At 34.0% G+C, this 15,220-nt stretch carries 15 protein-coding genes and 6 tRNA genes; 12 read left to right on the top strand and 9 right to left on the bottom strand.

Annotated elements, in window-relative coordinates; genetic code table 11:
- Positions 1–14: 14 nt before the first annotated feature.
- The 7 genes from QZU81_RS02010 to QZU81_RS01980 all read right to left on the bottom strand — a co-directional run bounded on the left by QZU81_RS02010 (position 15) and on the right by QZU81_RS01980 (position 6,371).
- Positions 15–527, bottom strand: coding sequence for a hypothetical protein (locus QZU81_RS02010; RefSeq protein ID WP_295589169.1), 513 nt, complete (start codon positions 525–527; stop codon positions 15–17).
- Between the two features lie 14 nt (positions 528–541).
- A complete protein-coding gene (locus QZU81_RS02005; RefSeq protein WP_295589168.1) occupies positions 542–1,960 on the bottom strand; it encodes an ATP-binding cassette domain-containing protein in 1,419 nt (472 codons plus the stop codon).
- 9 nt (positions 1,961–1,969) lie between these two features.
- Positions 1,970–2,737, bottom strand: coding sequence for an ABC transporter permease (locus QZU81_RS02000; RefSeq protein ID WP_292826662.1), 768 nt, complete (start codon positions 2,735–2,737; stop codon positions 1,970–1,972).
- A gap of 21 nt (positions 2,738–2,758) precedes the next feature.
- Positions 2,759–3,046, bottom strand: a complete 288-nt coding sequence (gene hisE, locus QZU81_RS01995; RefSeq protein ID WP_295589166.1) for a phosphoribosyl-ATP diphosphatase — start codon at positions 3,044–3,046, stop codon at positions 2,759–2,761.
- A gap of 4 nt (positions 3,047–3,050) precedes the next feature.
- A complete protein-coding gene (locus tag QZU81_RS01990) occupies positions 3,051–3,854 on the bottom strand; it encodes a CBS domain-containing protein (RefSeq protein WP_292826668.1) in 804 nt (267 codons plus the stop codon).
- A 14-nt stretch (positions 3,855–3,868) separates the two neighbouring features.
- The gene (gene gatB / locus QZU81_RS01985; RefSeq protein WP_292852108.1) at positions 3,869–5,221 is read right to left on the bottom strand and encodes an Asp-tRNA(Asn)/Glu-tRNA(Gln) amidotransferase subunit GatB; all 1,353 of its coding nucleotides are present in this window, start codon (positions 5,219–5,221) and stop codon (positions 3,869–3,871) included.
- 160 nt (positions 5,222–5,381) lie between these two features.
- Positions 5,382–6,371, bottom strand: coding sequence for a radical SAM protein (locus QZU81_RS01980; RefSeq protein ID WP_295589205.1), 990 nt, complete (start codon positions 6,369–6,371; stop codon positions 5,382–5,384).
- A gap of 182 nt (positions 6,372–6,553) precedes the next feature.
- Between QZU81_RS01980 and QZU81_RS01975 the strand changes: the two genes are divergently transcribed.
- The 8 genes from QZU81_RS01975 (at position 6,554) to QZU81_RS01940 (ending at position 8,451) form a co-directional block, all read left to right on the top strand.
- Positions 6,554–6,626: transfer RNA gene (locus QZU81_RS01975), tRNA-Asn, on the top strand.
- 3 nt (positions 6,627–6,629) lie between these two features.
- Positions 6,630–6,703, top strand: a tRNA-Ile gene (locus tag QZU81_RS01970).
- Positions 6,704–6,730: 27 nt separating this feature from the next.
- Positions 6,731–6,805, top strand: a tRNA-Glu gene (locus QZU81_RS01965).
- Positions 6,806–6,864: 59 nt separating this feature from the next.
- A tRNA-Leu gene (locus QZU81_RS01960) sits at positions 6,865–6,947 on the top strand.
- 31 nt (positions 6,948–6,978) lie between these two features.
- Positions 6,979–7,054 (top strand) — tRNA-His (locus tag QZU81_RS01955).
- Between the two features lie 122 nt (positions 7,055–7,176).
- Complete coding sequence (gene hjc / locus QZU81_RS01950; RefSeq protein ID WP_292852105.1) at positions 7,177–7,587, top strand: Holliday junction resolvase Hjc; 411 nt, start codon at positions 7,177–7,179, stop codon at positions 7,585–7,587.
- Positions 7,588–7,637: 50 nt separating this feature from the next.
- Positions 7,638–7,785: transfer RNA gene (locus QZU81_RS01945), tRNA-Trp, on the top strand.
- Positions 7,786–7,866: 81 nt separating this feature from the next.
- Positions 7,867–8,451, top strand: a complete 585-nt coding sequence (locus QZU81_RS01940; RefSeq protein WP_295589162.1) for an MBL fold metallo-hydrolase — start codon at positions 7,867–7,869, stop codon at positions 8,449–8,451.
- Here the strand turns inward: QZU81_RS01940 and QZU81_RS01935 are convergent, their stop codons facing one another.
- Together QZU81_RS01935 and QZU81_RS01930 are read right to left on the bottom strand one after the other, a co-directional pair.
- Positions 8,452–9,105 carry a TrkA family potassium uptake protein gene (locus tag QZU81_RS01935; RefSeq protein ID WP_292852099.1) on the bottom strand — a complete coding sequence of 218 codons (654 nt, stop codon included), beginning with the start codon at positions 9,103–9,105 and terminating at the stop codon, positions 8,452–8,454.
- Positions 9,106–9,157: 52 nt separating this feature from the next.
- Positions 9,158–10,591, bottom strand: coding sequence for a TrkH family potassium uptake protein (locus tag QZU81_RS01930; protein ID WP_295589160.1), 1,434 nt, complete (start codon positions 10,589–10,591; stop codon positions 9,158–9,160).
- A gap of 65 nt (positions 10,592–10,656) precedes the next feature.
- On the opposite strand from QZU81_RS01930, the gene QZU81_RS01925 reads away from it, so the two are divergent.
- The 4 genes from QZU81_RS01925 to QZU81_RS01910 all read left to right on the top strand — a co-directional run bounded on the left by QZU81_RS01925 (position 10,657) and on the right by QZU81_RS01910 (position 15,220).
- Entirely contained in the window at positions 10,657–11,721 is a 1,065-nt protein-coding gene (locus QZU81_RS01925) for a UPF0104 family protein (protein ID WP_295589158.1), read from the top strand.
- An 80-nt stretch (positions 11,722–11,801) separates the two neighbouring features.
- Positions 11,802–12,692, top strand: a complete 891-nt coding sequence (fhcD, locus tag QZU81_RS01920; protein ID WP_292852091.1) for a formylmethanofuran--tetrahydromethanopterin N-formyltransferase — start codon at positions 11,802–11,804, stop codon at positions 12,690–12,692.
- 167 nt (positions 12,693–12,859) lie between these two features.
- Positions 12,860–13,276 carry a PadR family transcriptional regulator gene (locus QZU81_RS01915; protein ID WP_295589156.1) on the top strand — a complete coding sequence of 139 codons (417 nt, stop codon included), beginning with the start codon at positions 12,860–12,862 and terminating at the stop codon, positions 13,274–13,276.
- 282 nt (positions 13,277–13,558) lie between these two features.
- Positions 13,559–15,220 (top strand): hypothetical protein, encoded by a 1,662-nt coding sequence (locus tag QZU81_RS01910; protein WP_295589155.1) that lies wholly within the window; start codon positions 13,559–13,561, stop codon positions 15,218–15,220.

The following is a 15,220-nucleotide window of genomic DNA, read 5'->3' as shown; positions in this document are numbered from 1 at the left end:
TTCATCTTCCTATTTTAATCTTGTTTTTGCTTAAAATCTGGAGAAATTGTATTAATTATAAAATTAAAATCTTGATTCAGTTCATCTTCATTGGAATAACCATTGAATTTAACATTAAATGTATGGTTACAGGAGTACATATAAACGAAGGTACTGTCCACACCATTAGTATCATTTTTGAGGTTTATCCGATAAACAGGATTATCCTTAATGTTTAATGTTTCATTGTTAAGGACATGAATGTTGTTGCTTTCATAAAATCTATTTAAATCGTTTTTAAAGTTGTCAAGAGAAGTATCGGATTTTCCTAAATCTTCAATGAATATTGTTTCGTTATTATTTTCATTGACTAATGTCACACTAGACCTATCATCATCGCCAATTGTAAATCCGCTTGGTAATGTTATTACAGTTTTATTCACAACTGTAATTGCATCTCCAACAGAATTTGATGAATCTACAATATGATACATGCAAGCGCATCCAGCTATTAGTATTATTAATATTAAAATCCATCTTTTATCCATTTTAAAACCTTATTTTATTTTTTTGCACGTTTAAGATAGGCGTCACAAACTTTCCTTGTTTCCCCTTCCATATAGACTCTTCCATTTTCAAGCCATATGCATCTGTCACATATTTGTCTAACTTGAGCTAATGAATGGGAAACGAGAATTACTGTAACTCCGTCTTTCATCATTGATCTGATTTTTTCAGAGCTTTTTTTTCTGAATTTTATATCCCCAACAGCTAAAATCTCATCGATGATTAAAATTTCAGGATTTATCATGGTAGCTATTGAAAAACCAAGTTTGGCTCTCATACCTTTAGAATAATTTTTAACAGGATAATTAATATGCTCACCAAGTTCAGAAAATTCCACTATTTCATCATATTTTTCTTTAATGAAATTTTCATCCATACTTAATAGCGCACCATTTAGAAAAACGTTATTTTTACCGGTATAATTCTTATCGAAACCGGCGCTTAATTCTAACAGTGGGGCAATTTTTCCGTTAATCTTTATTTCACCTTCTGTTGGTTCATAAATTCCAGCAATGATTCTTAGAAGGGTACTTTTACCTGCACCGTTGAATCCTAAAATACCGACCCTTTCGCCTTCATAAATCTTAAATGAAACATCATCAAGTATTCTAATCTTTTCATGGTCTTTTTTGGTTCTTTTCAATGTTCTAATTACATATTCTTTTAATGTGTCAATCTTATCTTTTGATACTTTAAATTCCATTGCGAGGTGATTGACTTCAATCATAACATCCCTGTCAATATTTCTTGTTTTAACTTCCAATTTTGATTTTTTTGAAACAGGCTTGAATCTAGCATTTCCCTCGAATGTTGTTTTTATGTTGTAAGTGTCGGGAGGGAGTTTCAAGTCCAGCCTTAAAAATCCTTCAGGGTCTGTTAATCCTTTATAATGATGATCATTAATTTGCACTTTAAGAATTTCAAAAGGAATAGGTTTATCTTCATCGTCAAGCAATCTGACGCAGTAGTCCGGTTCGTCTTTTGAAAAAACAATCATATTTGGAGCATATATTTTTGCTTCTTTTTCATCAGTTTTTTCCACTGCTCCGGGCATAATCAATTTGGCCCTTACCCTTGGGCAGTAGTCTTCATCAGGAGGGTAATATACCTCAATTTCTTTCCTGTTTGCTACAGGGGATATTTTTAATTTTGCATACCCATTTTCATCAGTAACTTTTTCAAAGGTTTTTCCATTAAGTTCTAAAACAACGGTTTCATTCACAAGAGGATTATTAGCGCTGTCTAATATTTGAACCCTATATCTTGATTTTGAGCTCATTACATAGTCTGGAGCGTAAATTTTTATATTTTTAAATCTATTATTTTGAAATTTAGTATCTATGGGAAGCCTTTTCATTTCCCTTTCTTTAGGACTTCTCTTAAATAGATTTTTTATTATTTTAGTCAATTTCATGGTAAAACCTTATAATTCTAATACTAATCTCTTTTCATAAATTTTAAATAAGACTATTCCAATACCCAGTGTTGTTAGTGAAAATGCAGCTAAATAAAGTAATGTGGATGCATTTGGCAATATTCCATAGCTAATGCATTCTCTGAAACATGAAATTGCGGAATAAACTGGGTTTAAGGTAAATATTCTCTGAACAAGTGGAGGTACAATTTCCATCGGGTAGAATAATGCTGAAGAATACATCAATAGCAATGTAAATACATTGTATAGATGCCCAACATCTGTGAAATAAGTGTTGCAGACAGCCAATATCAGTCCAACACCAAATACCAAACATAATAGGAAGAACATTGGTATGATTGAGACTATTATTGTCCAGTGGAATGATGCTCCTGTGATTATCATAACTCCAAACAGGATTACAAATGAAATCAAAAAGTTAATGAATTCATAACATATGGTACTCACTGAAAACATATATTTTGGAACATAAATCTTTTTAATAAGGTTCTGATTTCTTTTAATTGATCTCATTGCGCCTTTTGTTCCAGCATTGTAAAAGTCAAATATTATACGTCCGGATAAGAAATAAACTGGATAGTTTTCAATACTTCTACCAAACAGCATAGAAAATATTGCTGTAAATACTAACATAATTAAAAGAGGATTGAAAAAACTCCAAAGAATACCTAATACTGAATCTTTGTATTTTGAAGTTAAATCCCGTTTAACTAATTCTTTTAATAGAAATTTTTTTTCAGCGAATGTATCGAACATATTAACCAGTTATATTTATTTTTATTTTCTTCTTCTAGAGAACTCATCGAATATTTCGTCAATTTCAATTCCTTTATATACAAGTAACAATAATGTGTGAAAAATCAAGTCCACTGTTTCGTAAACTAAATTTTCATCGTTTTTAGAGGCAATCAGTACTTCTCCTGCCTCTTCTGCGATTTTTTCTAAGATTTTATCTTCAGCTTTTTTATCGCTGTCTTTCATGATGTTGGAAGTATATGAATCAATAGGGTTGTCTCTCCTTGATTCCAAGACTTCATAAACTTCTCTTATTATTTCATCACTCATTTAATCATTCCTCTTTACCTTCTTGTTCTTGAAGGCTTTCGGTAAGTGCTATTAGTGGATGTTTATCATCATCGATAATTTCAATATCTTCAAAATTTTTAATTCCGGCTTTATCAGCAGTTTTTTCCATACCTAATCTGATATCTTGCCCTAAGTCAATTACATATGAGTCCACTGTCTCGTAACCTTGCTGTGCTGATGCCACCGCCCTGTGGTGCCCATCAACTAAAATCCATCTGTCACCAGTTTTAACGACAATTGCAGGTTCTGCCAGACCTCTTTTCAATTCGTAGGTTCTGCCTTCAAGCTCGTCAGCATAAACCCTGTCTTGTGTAGGGCGTAATTTATGGGTATCAACACGCATGTGTCTTAAAGTGGTTTTAATGCCGTATAATTGTTCTAAAGTCTTTTTGAAGTATTCTACCTTGTTGGGTGTTGACCTTTCAATGTGGGATCTGACCATATCTGTATTTGTGATAATTCCAACCAGGTGTCCTGATTCGTCGACAACTGGCATTCTAGAGATTCCTCTTCTGAACATCACTCTGGAGGCGTCATTAATTGACAATTCCTGATTAGCGACAACTAATTTAGTACTCATTAATCCTTTAACATCATCTGCCCACTCTTTAGATACAATATCGAATGCAGTAACCATTCCAACCAATTTGTTGTCTTCAACGACAGGATAACTGTTGTGGCGGCTTGTTCTCATTAATTCAATGACTTCTTCAGTTGAAGTATCGGGGGAAACACTAATAACATTTTTAGTCATATAATCTTTTACATAAGATTTTTTTTCTCCCATTATGTTTCCTCCTTTTATTCAATGTTTTCTTTTAAGAGTTTGACAGTTTCTCCAGGATCAGCTTTTCCACGGGTTATTCTCATTACTTGACCTACTAAGAAGTTAATGGAAGCTTTTTGACCAGCTAAATAATCTTCAACAGCTTTTGGATTTTCATCAATAGCCTGTTTTACTGCGGCAAGCACTTCATCATCTTTTACAACACCAAGCAATCCTAATTCTTCAGCAATAGCTTTAGGGGATTTGTCGTTGTTTGGCATTTGTTCAATGATTCTTTGTCCTGCTTTTGTTGTAATCTCTTTGTTTTGAAGCATGTTAAATAATTCAACTAAATTTTCAACAGTAATTCCGCTATCAGCAAAATCTAATTTGTTGTATGATAAAACTCTTTTGAGTTCATCTTTCATCCATTTGGCTGCAAATACAGGGTCAACTTCTTTTACAACTTCTTCATAAGCAATTGCTAAATCCAACTCTGAAGTTAAAACTTTTGCAGATTCCTCATCAATGCCGTAATCAGCAACGAATCTTTTCACTTTGTTGTGAGGTGCTTCAGGCATGATATCAAGGATTCTTTGGATTGTTTCATCAGAAATTTTCATTGGTGGCAAATCAGGATCTGTGATGAATCTATAATCGTCTGCATCTTCTTTCATCCTCATTCCCACAGTAATCATTTGTGATTCTAGGTAAGCACGAGTTTCTTGTTTGACTTCCACCCCTCTTTTTTCAAGGTTTTTTTGTCTTACAAGTTCGAATTTCAATGCTTTGTAGGCACCTTTAATGGAGTTAATGTTTTTCATTTCCACTCTGTTTCCTCCATTAATGGAAATGTTAACGTCAGCTCTCATGGTTCCTTCCCCACGGGCTGCTCCACTATATTGTAAAACACGAATTAACTCTTTTAAGAAATTTCTTGCTTCTTCAGGGGATTTTATGTCTGGTTCGGTAACGATTTCAACCAAAGGAATTCCTGAACGGTTGAAATTCACATAACCTCTGTCCGGATTGTATTGGCCCGGATCTTCTTCAGCGTGTATTTCTCTTATTCTAATTCCGTTTAATTCTCCATTTATTCCAATTGGAACTGAAGTTCTTTGATATCCTGAAGGAAGGTCCGGATAATCATAATGCTTTCTCATAAAGTAAATTACGTCTTTATCAATTTCACAGTTGAGCATCAATGCAATCATCAATGCATTTTCTAATGCTTTTTTGTTAGTTGGGTGTGGTTTAGCCCCTGGTTGATTAAGACAAACTGGACATATGTTTGTATTTGCAGGTGCGTCCTGATAGTTTGTAGGACAACCACAGAATAATTTTGAATCAGTTTCTAATTGTACGTGGATTTCAAGTCCACACATCATATCGACATCGTCACTAATAGTAATTCCTCCATTATGGGATAATTTTTATACTACCTATATATTTGTTTTAATTGATTTATAAATATTATTAGATATGGGTTTTAGCCAATTTTTTAAAAATAAAAAAAGAAATGTCGGGTGATATATACTCACACGAAATTCAATACTTGTTTTTCAAAGATTCTTTTATGTATCTTTTTATGAATTTGTCCAGTTCAGGGTCAAATTCACTTTTTTCAGGCCCCAACATATTTTTGTCAGTGAAGGTTCCCTTGAGTTGACGGCCGGCCCATTTCACTTCTTCTTCAACCCTTTTCCCGTATTTTGTTCCAAACATTTTAAACAGAGGGAATTTGGTTATTCCATTTGCACCGCTTAAAATCAATATTCCAATATTCGCCAGATTATCAATCCATGTGCCGCAAATGATTTCTATATCCGGAAAAGCTAGTCTGACCTGAGCTACAACTTGGGCATAGTAAAGTGAAGCCGGTTGTGAAGAATTCGCATATATTGTTTCTTTATGCGGATTTAATGAGTAAAAGATAACTCTATCAATATTATGATCTTTAATATAATCTATAATGTAGTCAACATCATCCAATGTTTCTCCAAGTCCTAGAATTATGGTTATTGCTTTTTTAAATCCTAAATCATTAGCTACATCTAACATATTGCTTATGTCATCCAGTTTCTTTGATGGACAAACTTTTTCATGGATTCCAGGATTTGCCACTTCAACGGCACCGGTAATTCCTTTAATTTCTGAACCGAATTCTTCAAGCTCATCTGTAATTCCTGTATTTAGCCAAACGCCATCTCCTGTGATGTTTTTGATGGTGGTTGCAATTTCCTTTATTTCGGGTATTGTGAAAGATTCATAGCCTCCTGATAAAAATTCGATATTCCAATCAAGACGTCTGCACATTTCTGCTTCGGCATAGATGTTGTTCACGTTACGCCTGGCTTTTTTTGGATCTCTTATTTTATTTTTTTGAGTAGACATATAACAAAATGCACAGTCTCCTTTGTCGCACCACCAGGACAGGAATACTGCTCTTTCCAGTGTAATTAGGTCTCCATGTTTGTCTAATGTAATAGCATTGGCTTTTTTTATTAAGTCGAATATGTTAGAATCCATGTTATTTATATATATTCTTAAAGTTTATATATTAGTTAGATTAATTTATTTAATAGAACTGATTTTATTAGTTTAATGTTGAAAATACCAAAAGGTTTATATAGTATATCGTGCATAATTAAAATTACTGTTTAAAGTCTTTTGATTTTTAAACATGGGTATTATTTGGTTAAGTTAGATGGGTGTCATATGCCATCGTAGCTCAGTAGGTAGAGCGTTCGGCTGTTAACCGATTGGTCACAGGTTCGAGCCCTGTCGATGGCGCTAGGGCCCATAGCTTAGCCAGGTAGAGCGTCCGGCTCATAACCGGAAGGCCATGGGTTCGAACCCCATTGGGCCCATGTTAACTAAAACTTTATTGTATGTATGCTCCGGTGGTGTAGTCCGGCCAATCATTTCGGCCTTTCGAGCCGAAGACTCGGGTTCGAATCCCGGCCGGAGCATTTTTTAAAAAAATTTGTTAAGATTTTTAATGGTTTCTATGTATCCTTAGTTTTTTTAAGCGGGGGTGCCCGAGAGGCCAAAGGGGACAGGCTTAGGACCTGTTGACGCAGGTCTACCAGGGTTCAAATCCCTGCTCCCGCACTTTAACAATTTTTTTTATTTCACTTTCAATGCCGGGGTAGGGTAGGTGGTCATCCTCCGGGACTGTGGATCCCGGGACTCGGGTTCGAATCTCGGCCCCGGCCCCATTTATAAACTGTTTTTTTATTTATTTTCATATTACTTTTCAAATGCTCTCACATTTTTATTATATATCAGTTGATATAAATTACAAATATATAAAATAGATTTTAGATAATTGAGTGTTAATATGGCTAAAAAGGGATCTGCTGAAGAAAGGGATTTGGTTCATAAATTATGGGAAAGGAATTTTGCGGCAATGAGGGCTCCAGCATCTGGAGGAGCTACTAAAAATCCTTTACCGGATGTTGTTGCAGGAAATGGTAAATTATATTTGGCTATTGAGGTTAAAACAACTACAAAAGACAAAGTCTACATTGAAGCACCTCAAATTGAGGCATTATGTGAATTTTCAAAGATTTTCGGTGCCAAGCCATATATTGGAGTTAGATTCAAATACACAAAATGGCTTTTTTTAGAGCCTGACAAAACTCCCCGCACCAGAAATGGAAATTATAAGGTTGAAAAGGATTACGCTTTAGAAAAAGGCCTTGAAATCGATGAAATAGCAGGCATCGATAAACAAATGAAATTTGAATAATGGTAATATTTATATATTATTAAAATTAAACTTATTATTGTATGTTATATGGGGTTATGGTGTAACCTGGCATCATCTGGGACTCCAGTTGTCTTTGAAGAAATATACGCGTAACTGAGCAGTACCTGTTGTGATGAACAATTGGAGTACTGAGGCAAGAGAAATCCCAGGATCGGGGTTCAAATCCCTGTGACCCCACTTTTCTTCAAAACTTTTTTTCAAAAATTTTAATTACTTTTATCTAGATATTATTATTCCATGTCAGATATTGTTTTTATTATGGGATTTAATTATGATTCTAATTGTTATCTAATCAATGATAATGTTTTAGTTGATACCGGTGCAGGTCAAAATAAGGAATATCTATTCTCCAAATTGCGTGAAAATGGTGTTGAACCGGAAAATATTGAAATGATAGTCAATACCCATTGTCATTTTGACCACATTGGTGGCAATCATTTCTTCCCGAATGCAAAAATAGCCGTTCATAAGTTAGATGCAATCTCAATTAGGAATAAGGATACTTTGGGTACTTCACTATCCGCTTTCGATGAAGCTGATAATTCAAGAGTGGATGTGGAGCTTGAAGATGGAGATAAGATTGGTGATTTTGAAGTCATCCACACTCCAGGCCATACCAGTGGCGGAATCTGTTTATGGGATGGTGAAAACTTAATCAGCGGAGACACTATCTTTGCTGGTGGTGGTGTTGGTAGAATGGACATCGGCGGAGATTACAACGACATGAAAAGTAGTGTTGAAAAATTAACAAAATTGGATGTTGTAAATATATATCCCGGCCACGGTCCAATAGTGGAAAAAAATGGAAAAGACCATATTAAATTGTCTTATTCCTTTTTATAATTATTTCACTAAGTTTTTAGATACTTTATCAAATTTACCACTTTTTACAAGGAGGGTAACTTTTTCTCCACGGCTAATGGTATTGTCTGGCTGTGGAATTACTAATTTTCCATTTTGATAAGTAGCTATAATAATAAAATCTTTTGTTGGTGAGACCTCTTTGAAGCGTTTGCCAACTACTTTGTCGTTGGTTAAGGTCATGTCCATTATTTCGGCATCCCCTTTACCAAGAGTCATTAATTCTTCTGCTTTGGGTCTTGTTACCACTTTCATTAATTGTGCGGCAGCCGCCCTTTCTGGGCTGATTACCCTTTCAATTCCAACTTCTTTAAATGCTTCTTCATGGTCAGGATTACTTACACGGGCAATGATGTGTGGAACATCATACTTTCTGACTAAAATGCATGAAAGCAAGTTTGCTTCATCGCTTCCGGTTGTTGCAATGAAGTATTTCGCATCTTCGATATTTATCTCTTCAAGCAATTTGGAACTGGTACCATTTCCGTTAACTACCAGTGCGTCAAGTTCCGCTGCGACCTCATTACTTAATGCTTCATCACTTTCAATAAGGGCAATGTCGTATCCCTCATCTATTAATAAATTTGCAAGAGCAAGTCCAACACGACCTCCTCCCATGATAATTACATAATCCATATAACCACCTTTAATAATGAATAATCATTGTTTATTTTCATATGTTATAAAGTTATCTTTTAAAAATTTCAAAAAATGCTCTTAATGTAATCAATACAGGATATATTTCAATCCTTCCAGTCCACATATTGAACATACTCACTACTTTAAGCGCCGGATGCAATGCGCTGTTTATGATTCCGAGTTCTAAACCGTTATTTCCCTGAAGTGACATTACTGCAAATAGGCTTCTGAATGGATCGTATCCAAATAAACAGAATAAAGCCCAAGTAAACATAATAAACATCATATAAAGGGTAATGAAGTTTCCTGATTGGGATATTGCCTTTTCGGGTATTGTGTTTCCATGTAATTTTATCGGAACGACTCTGCCTTCTGGGGATAGGACTTCCCTGATGTGTCTGTAGATTCCCTTGAAGAAGGTAATCATCCTAACAAGTTTTATTGCACCTACGGTAGATCCGTTCGAACCTCCGGTCAATATCAGGCACATCAAACAGATTATTACAAATGGCGGCCAGCTGGCCATGGTTGCTGGTGATGCCACATTTGCTCCGGTTGTTGTAATTGCTGAGACGACGGTAAACAATAAATCCATTGGGACTATGTTGGATAGGTAATAGAGCATTAATGTAACCAGCGCTATTACGCAGATTATGATTTTGAATTGCAGATCTTCAAGCAATGATTTTCCTCTTGTTTTAATAACTTTATAGTGGACTAAAAAGCTTGTAGCTCCCAATATCATTAAAATTATTGAAATGAAGTAAATTACGTCGTCATGATAAAAGCCCATATTAGCATTCTTGATGCTCATACCGCCTGTTGAAATAATGCTCAGTGTATTGCAGATGGAATCAAAAGCAGGCAGTCCCGCAAGCATGTATAGGGCAATTCCAGCTATTGTATAAATGGCGTAAATGTCTAATGTTCTTTTAAGTGTTGTTTTTACACTTGGCCTTATACGTTCATCACGAGCTTCTGATTGGTATAATTTTGATGAAACTGTTCCAGGTTTTGTCAAAACGGTAATTACCATAACAACAACTCCTAAACCACCAACCCATTGTTCAAAAGCTCTGAAAAATAATACGCTATGAGGTAATATTTCCACGTCAGGATACATTGTCATCCCACTTCCTGTTAGGGCAGACATGCTTTCAAAAACAGCATCAATAATTGGCATATTTGTTGCTAGGGTAAATACAAGCCCTCCCATAATGCTTGCCCATAGCCATGCAAAGGCTGAAAGAATCATACCATGTTTAAGGCGTACTTTATTGCTTTTCACTTTTTCAAAATGTTTTGAAAAGAAGAATCCCAGGCCCATTGAAAAGGCAGCCGGAAGTAAAAAACTGATAATATCAAACTCAAAATAAATAAAATCAAATATTAGGGGGATTAAACACATTGCTCCAATCCCAATCATGATATTTCCGGAGTTTTCTGCAACAATCAGTAAATCAGTTTTATTAATATACCTCATTATTCTTATAATTTGAATAAATGTCTATATAAATTTATAAGTATTGAAAGAAATAATTAAAAACAATGGACCGTAAAACAATACTTCTCTTGGCGGTGAGTGTCCTTATTCTTTTGGGGATGCTGTACTTAGTTGGAATTGAGCAAGTTATTGCAGCTTTAAAGATAGCGAATCTTTATTTGATAGCCTTGGCTATTGTTATTCAAGTTGCCACTTATTTTTTATATACCCTTCGTTGGCAAATTCTTAATAAGATTGCGGGCATGGATGTAAGCATTAAAAAGCTGCTTCCAATGGTTTTAGTAGGTCTTGCAGTTAATAATATAACCCCGTCAGGACGTGGTGGCGGAGAGCCCGTAAGGGCATATCTTTTGTATAAGGATAATGAAAAATATACATTTGATGAAACATTCGCTGCAGTTGTTGCTGACAGGGCATTGGATACATTTCCATTTGTAGTGTTGGCTGCAATTACAATCTCTTCCATGGCGTTATTTTTCAATTTTGATACTTGGTTATTAGTTGTAATGGTTCTTGCAGTAATAGCTATTCTAATAATATTGTTTGCCCTTATCTACATGTGCATTAACCCTGGTTTTGGAAGCAGAGTTGAAGGATGGATTGTCGGACTCGTCAGAAGATTTTATAAGAAAAACTCAGAGTCTTTTGAAAATTCAATTCATGATGCAATTGTAGGTTTTCAACATACTATGAGAGTTGTGATGTCAGATAAAAAAGGGTTGGTTTATACTCTTACATTATCATTTATAATATGGATTTTTGAAATTGTTAGGGTGTATTTCGTGTTTTTAGCTTTTGGGGCCGATGTTAATTTGATTGTTATTGGGGAAGTATTCATTGTTGCTTGCCTGGTCGGCATGATTCCTCTTCTTCCTGGAGGTTTAGGTGCAATCGATGGATTGATGATTCTTCTTTACTCAGCTGCGGGTGTTTCAGCATCAGTAAGTGCAGCGGCTACTGTCATTGAAAGGCTAATCTCATTTTGGATGGCTACAATATTGGGTATGGTTATTCTGCCGTATTACGGATCATCTGTTCTGGATAAGATTTCATTTTCAGGCTCACCTGAAGAAATTGAAGAGACAATTGCAAGTGAGTCAGATAATTAAATAGAAAACTTTATTTTTATTCATAATCATAAATTTTATTATCACAAAAAATTATTTTTTAAAAAAATTTTGGTGAAATCATGGAAATTAATGGCGTAGAAATTAAAGATACTTATGCAGAAGGTTTCGGAATTAAAGTAACTAGAATCTTGGTTACAGCAGCAACTGCAAAATTAGCAAAAATTGCAGCTACTGAAGCAACCGGTTACGGAACTTCTGTTATTGGATGTCCTGCAGAAGCAGGTATTGATTGTTTTGTACCAGCTGAATGTACTCCTGACGGAAGACCAGGTTATGCAATTATGATTTGTCAAGGCAGTAAAAAGGCACTTGACCATGAATTAATGGAAAGAATCGGTATGTGTGTTTTAACCGCTCCTACCGCAGCTGCATTTAACTTACTCGATGCAGAAGAAACTTTGAAAACTGGTAACAAATTAAAATTCTTCGGTGACGGATTCGAAAAAGAATGCTGCATCGACGGAAGAAAAGTTCACTCCATCCCAATCATGTCTGGTGACTTCTTAGTAGAATCAGAATTCGGATTTGCAGATGGTGTAGCTGGAGGAAACTTCTTCATTTTAGCAAAAGACCAAATTACTGGTGTTAAAGCTGCAGAATTAGCTGTTGCAGCTATTAGAAATGTTAAAGGTGTAATTACTCCATTCCCTGGGGGTATGGTTGCATCTGGTTCCAAAGTAGGATCCAACAAATACTCCAAATTCTTAAATGCATCCACTAACGAAAAAATGTGCGTAACCTTAAAAGGTGAAGTAGACTCTGACATCAGAGATGATGCTGACGGTGTATTCGAAATCGTTATTGATGGTGTAGATGAAGAATCTGTAAAAGCAGCAATGAAAGCTGGTATCGTAGCAGCTTGTTCAGTCGATGGCGTGCTTGAAATTTCAGCAGGTAACTTCGACGGTAAATTAGGTGCTTACATCATTAACTTACAAGAGTTATTCTAGAGAGTTTAACTCTCTTCTTTTTTTTTACTTTTTTTTAACTTTTAATCATATCTCGTATATTATATACTAATTTTTATAATATTGCTTTATATATCAATTACAATTATAATTTAATTGTAATTCAAATCAATTGGATTTTTGTTTTTAATAAATTTGGAAAAGATATAATGGTTGATGAAAGTTCCGTGTCTAATGTTCAAAAAAATTATTCTGAGGTTATCACTAACAATCCAGTAATCAAACATTATGTTAAGGGGATGTCACGATTTTTGATATTGTGGATCATTAAGTATAATGAGTGCATTCATGGTTATGGGATTTTAAAGGAATTGGATAAGTTTTTTGAAATATTCATCGATGAAATGTCATTGAAAAAATCAAATCCCAGTAATATCTATCCTATATTAAATAAAATGGAAGAATCAGGCTTAATCGACAGCGAATTAAAGACTAAAAACAATAAGAAAATCAAGTATTTCAAAATCACGGAAGATGGTGAATATGTCTTAAACTATATTTATTCTAGATTTGACATTATTCACAACTCAGACCAATGGAAATTATTGTTCAGTGATATGGATTAGGTTTAGAATTTTTTAAAATAATATTATTATATTAATAATATTGTTTTATATTCTTTTTTTAATAAAATGATAAATTATGATATTTGTGTGGGTGATTGAGTGATGTTTCTTCCACATGTTTTTAAAAATGAGTAAAGGTTCAGAATAGTTTTTTTTTACCATCAATTGAATTTTGTCATTGCTCGTTTTTATAATTTGAATTAGGTGATTTGTATGGGGTTTTGTTTAAATAATGCAATAAAAATTTTATTAGCAGTTTTTATTCTTTTTTTGTGTATTAATATGGTTTCGGCTTCAGACAACATTTCTGATGAGAATTTAGAAATGGATTATAGCTTAGATGAGAATTCCGTATCAAACGATGTTGAACAATGGAGCATCGCTGAGGAAGACCAACTTGGAAATGTATGTAATGCCACAGGAAATGCCTTTGACGATATTCAAAAAGCGGTCGATAAATCAAAATCAGGGGATGTAATAAACCTTGAAGGAGAGTATATCAGCAGCGGCAAATCCATTAAAATTAATAAGGATTTAACAATTCAAGGATCAAATAATACTATTTTAAAGGCAAATGGTCAATCTAAGTGTTTTCAAATTGTTGGATCTTCAAAGGTTATTTTTAAATATTTAAAAATTGTAGATGCTAATCAGGCAATCTTTTCGGATTATGATTCAGACTCCAGTTCTAGAAAGATAACCTGTGTTAATTGTACTTTTATCAATAATTCTAATGCTGAAAGTAAGTGGAAGTATGGAGGCGCTATTGAAGTACAAGGCTTATTGACAATTAGGGATTGTAGTTTTATTAATTGTTCTTCAGGTATGGGCGGAGCTATATGGTGTTGTGATGGAATTTTCATGAACTCTAATTTTATTAATAATACTGCATTTGAAGCAGGAGCGATTTGGGGTAATAAATTAATCTTAGTTGGTTGCAGTTTCTTAAATAATAAAGCAAAAATTGCCGGGGCAATTCTTAGTGATGTGTCAGGTTTCAACATCACTAATTGTAAATTTTATAATAACCATGCTACCGGTCTTGGTGGTGCAATATATTCATATTCTAAATATGTTATTGATTCCGGATATCATTTTGCAATAGTAAATTCCGAATTTTCAAATAATTCAGCTGATTATTTAACGGATTATGATGATACAAAAGGCATGGACAGTTGCAAATATTCAGATTTTGGAGCTGGAAGCATTTTTACTTATTATAGAAAATCAGTTGTGCTAAAAACTTTATTTTCAAATTGCACAGGTTTAGATGGAAATATCCCTATTACTGCGGTAATCATCACCTCTTCAAAATTAACTGCCCCATATAATTCCGGGAAATTTTTTAAGTTTACAGTTAGTGATAAAAAAACTAATAATGCAATTAAAAATTTACCGATACTTCTTAAGATATACATTCCTAAGAAATCATATAGTTCCGCTCAAAAGGTTCATGAGGCATTTAATTGTTTCATTGAAAATATAGATATTTTTACAGATAACTACTATGTGGTTTATCTAACAAGTCCCACCAACTCCAAAGGAATTGCAAGTTTGAAATTTAATCCTGCTGTGGGGTCTTATAAAATTGAAGTAGTTCCTTTATATTTAAATTATCATGCTCCAAAATTATCTTCAACAATCAAGATCAATAAAGCCCCAACTATCATTAAAGCTCATAAAGTAACTGCAAAATATAAAAAATCCAAATATTTCAAAGTAACAGTAAAAAATAAGGCTACCAAAAAAGCTGTGAAAAACATTAAAGTAAAAATCAAAGTTTACACAGGCAAAAAATACAAAACTTACAATACAAAAACCAACAAGAATGGTGTTGCTAAAATCAACACCAAAATATTGAAAAGGGGAACTCACAAAGTTGTTATTTCTTCTGGAAACTCAAATTACAAGATTTCTGCAAAAAGCACAATTAAAATCAAATAA

It is taken from the genome of uncultured Methanobrevibacter sp., assembly GCF_902770715.1.
Taxonomy (GTDB): Archaea; Methanobacteriota; Methanobacteria; order Methanobacteriales; family Methanobacteriaceae; genus Methanocatella.
Note: the sequence above shows the minus strand (reverse complement) of the source record. Positions and strands in the feature narration are given on the sequence as shown.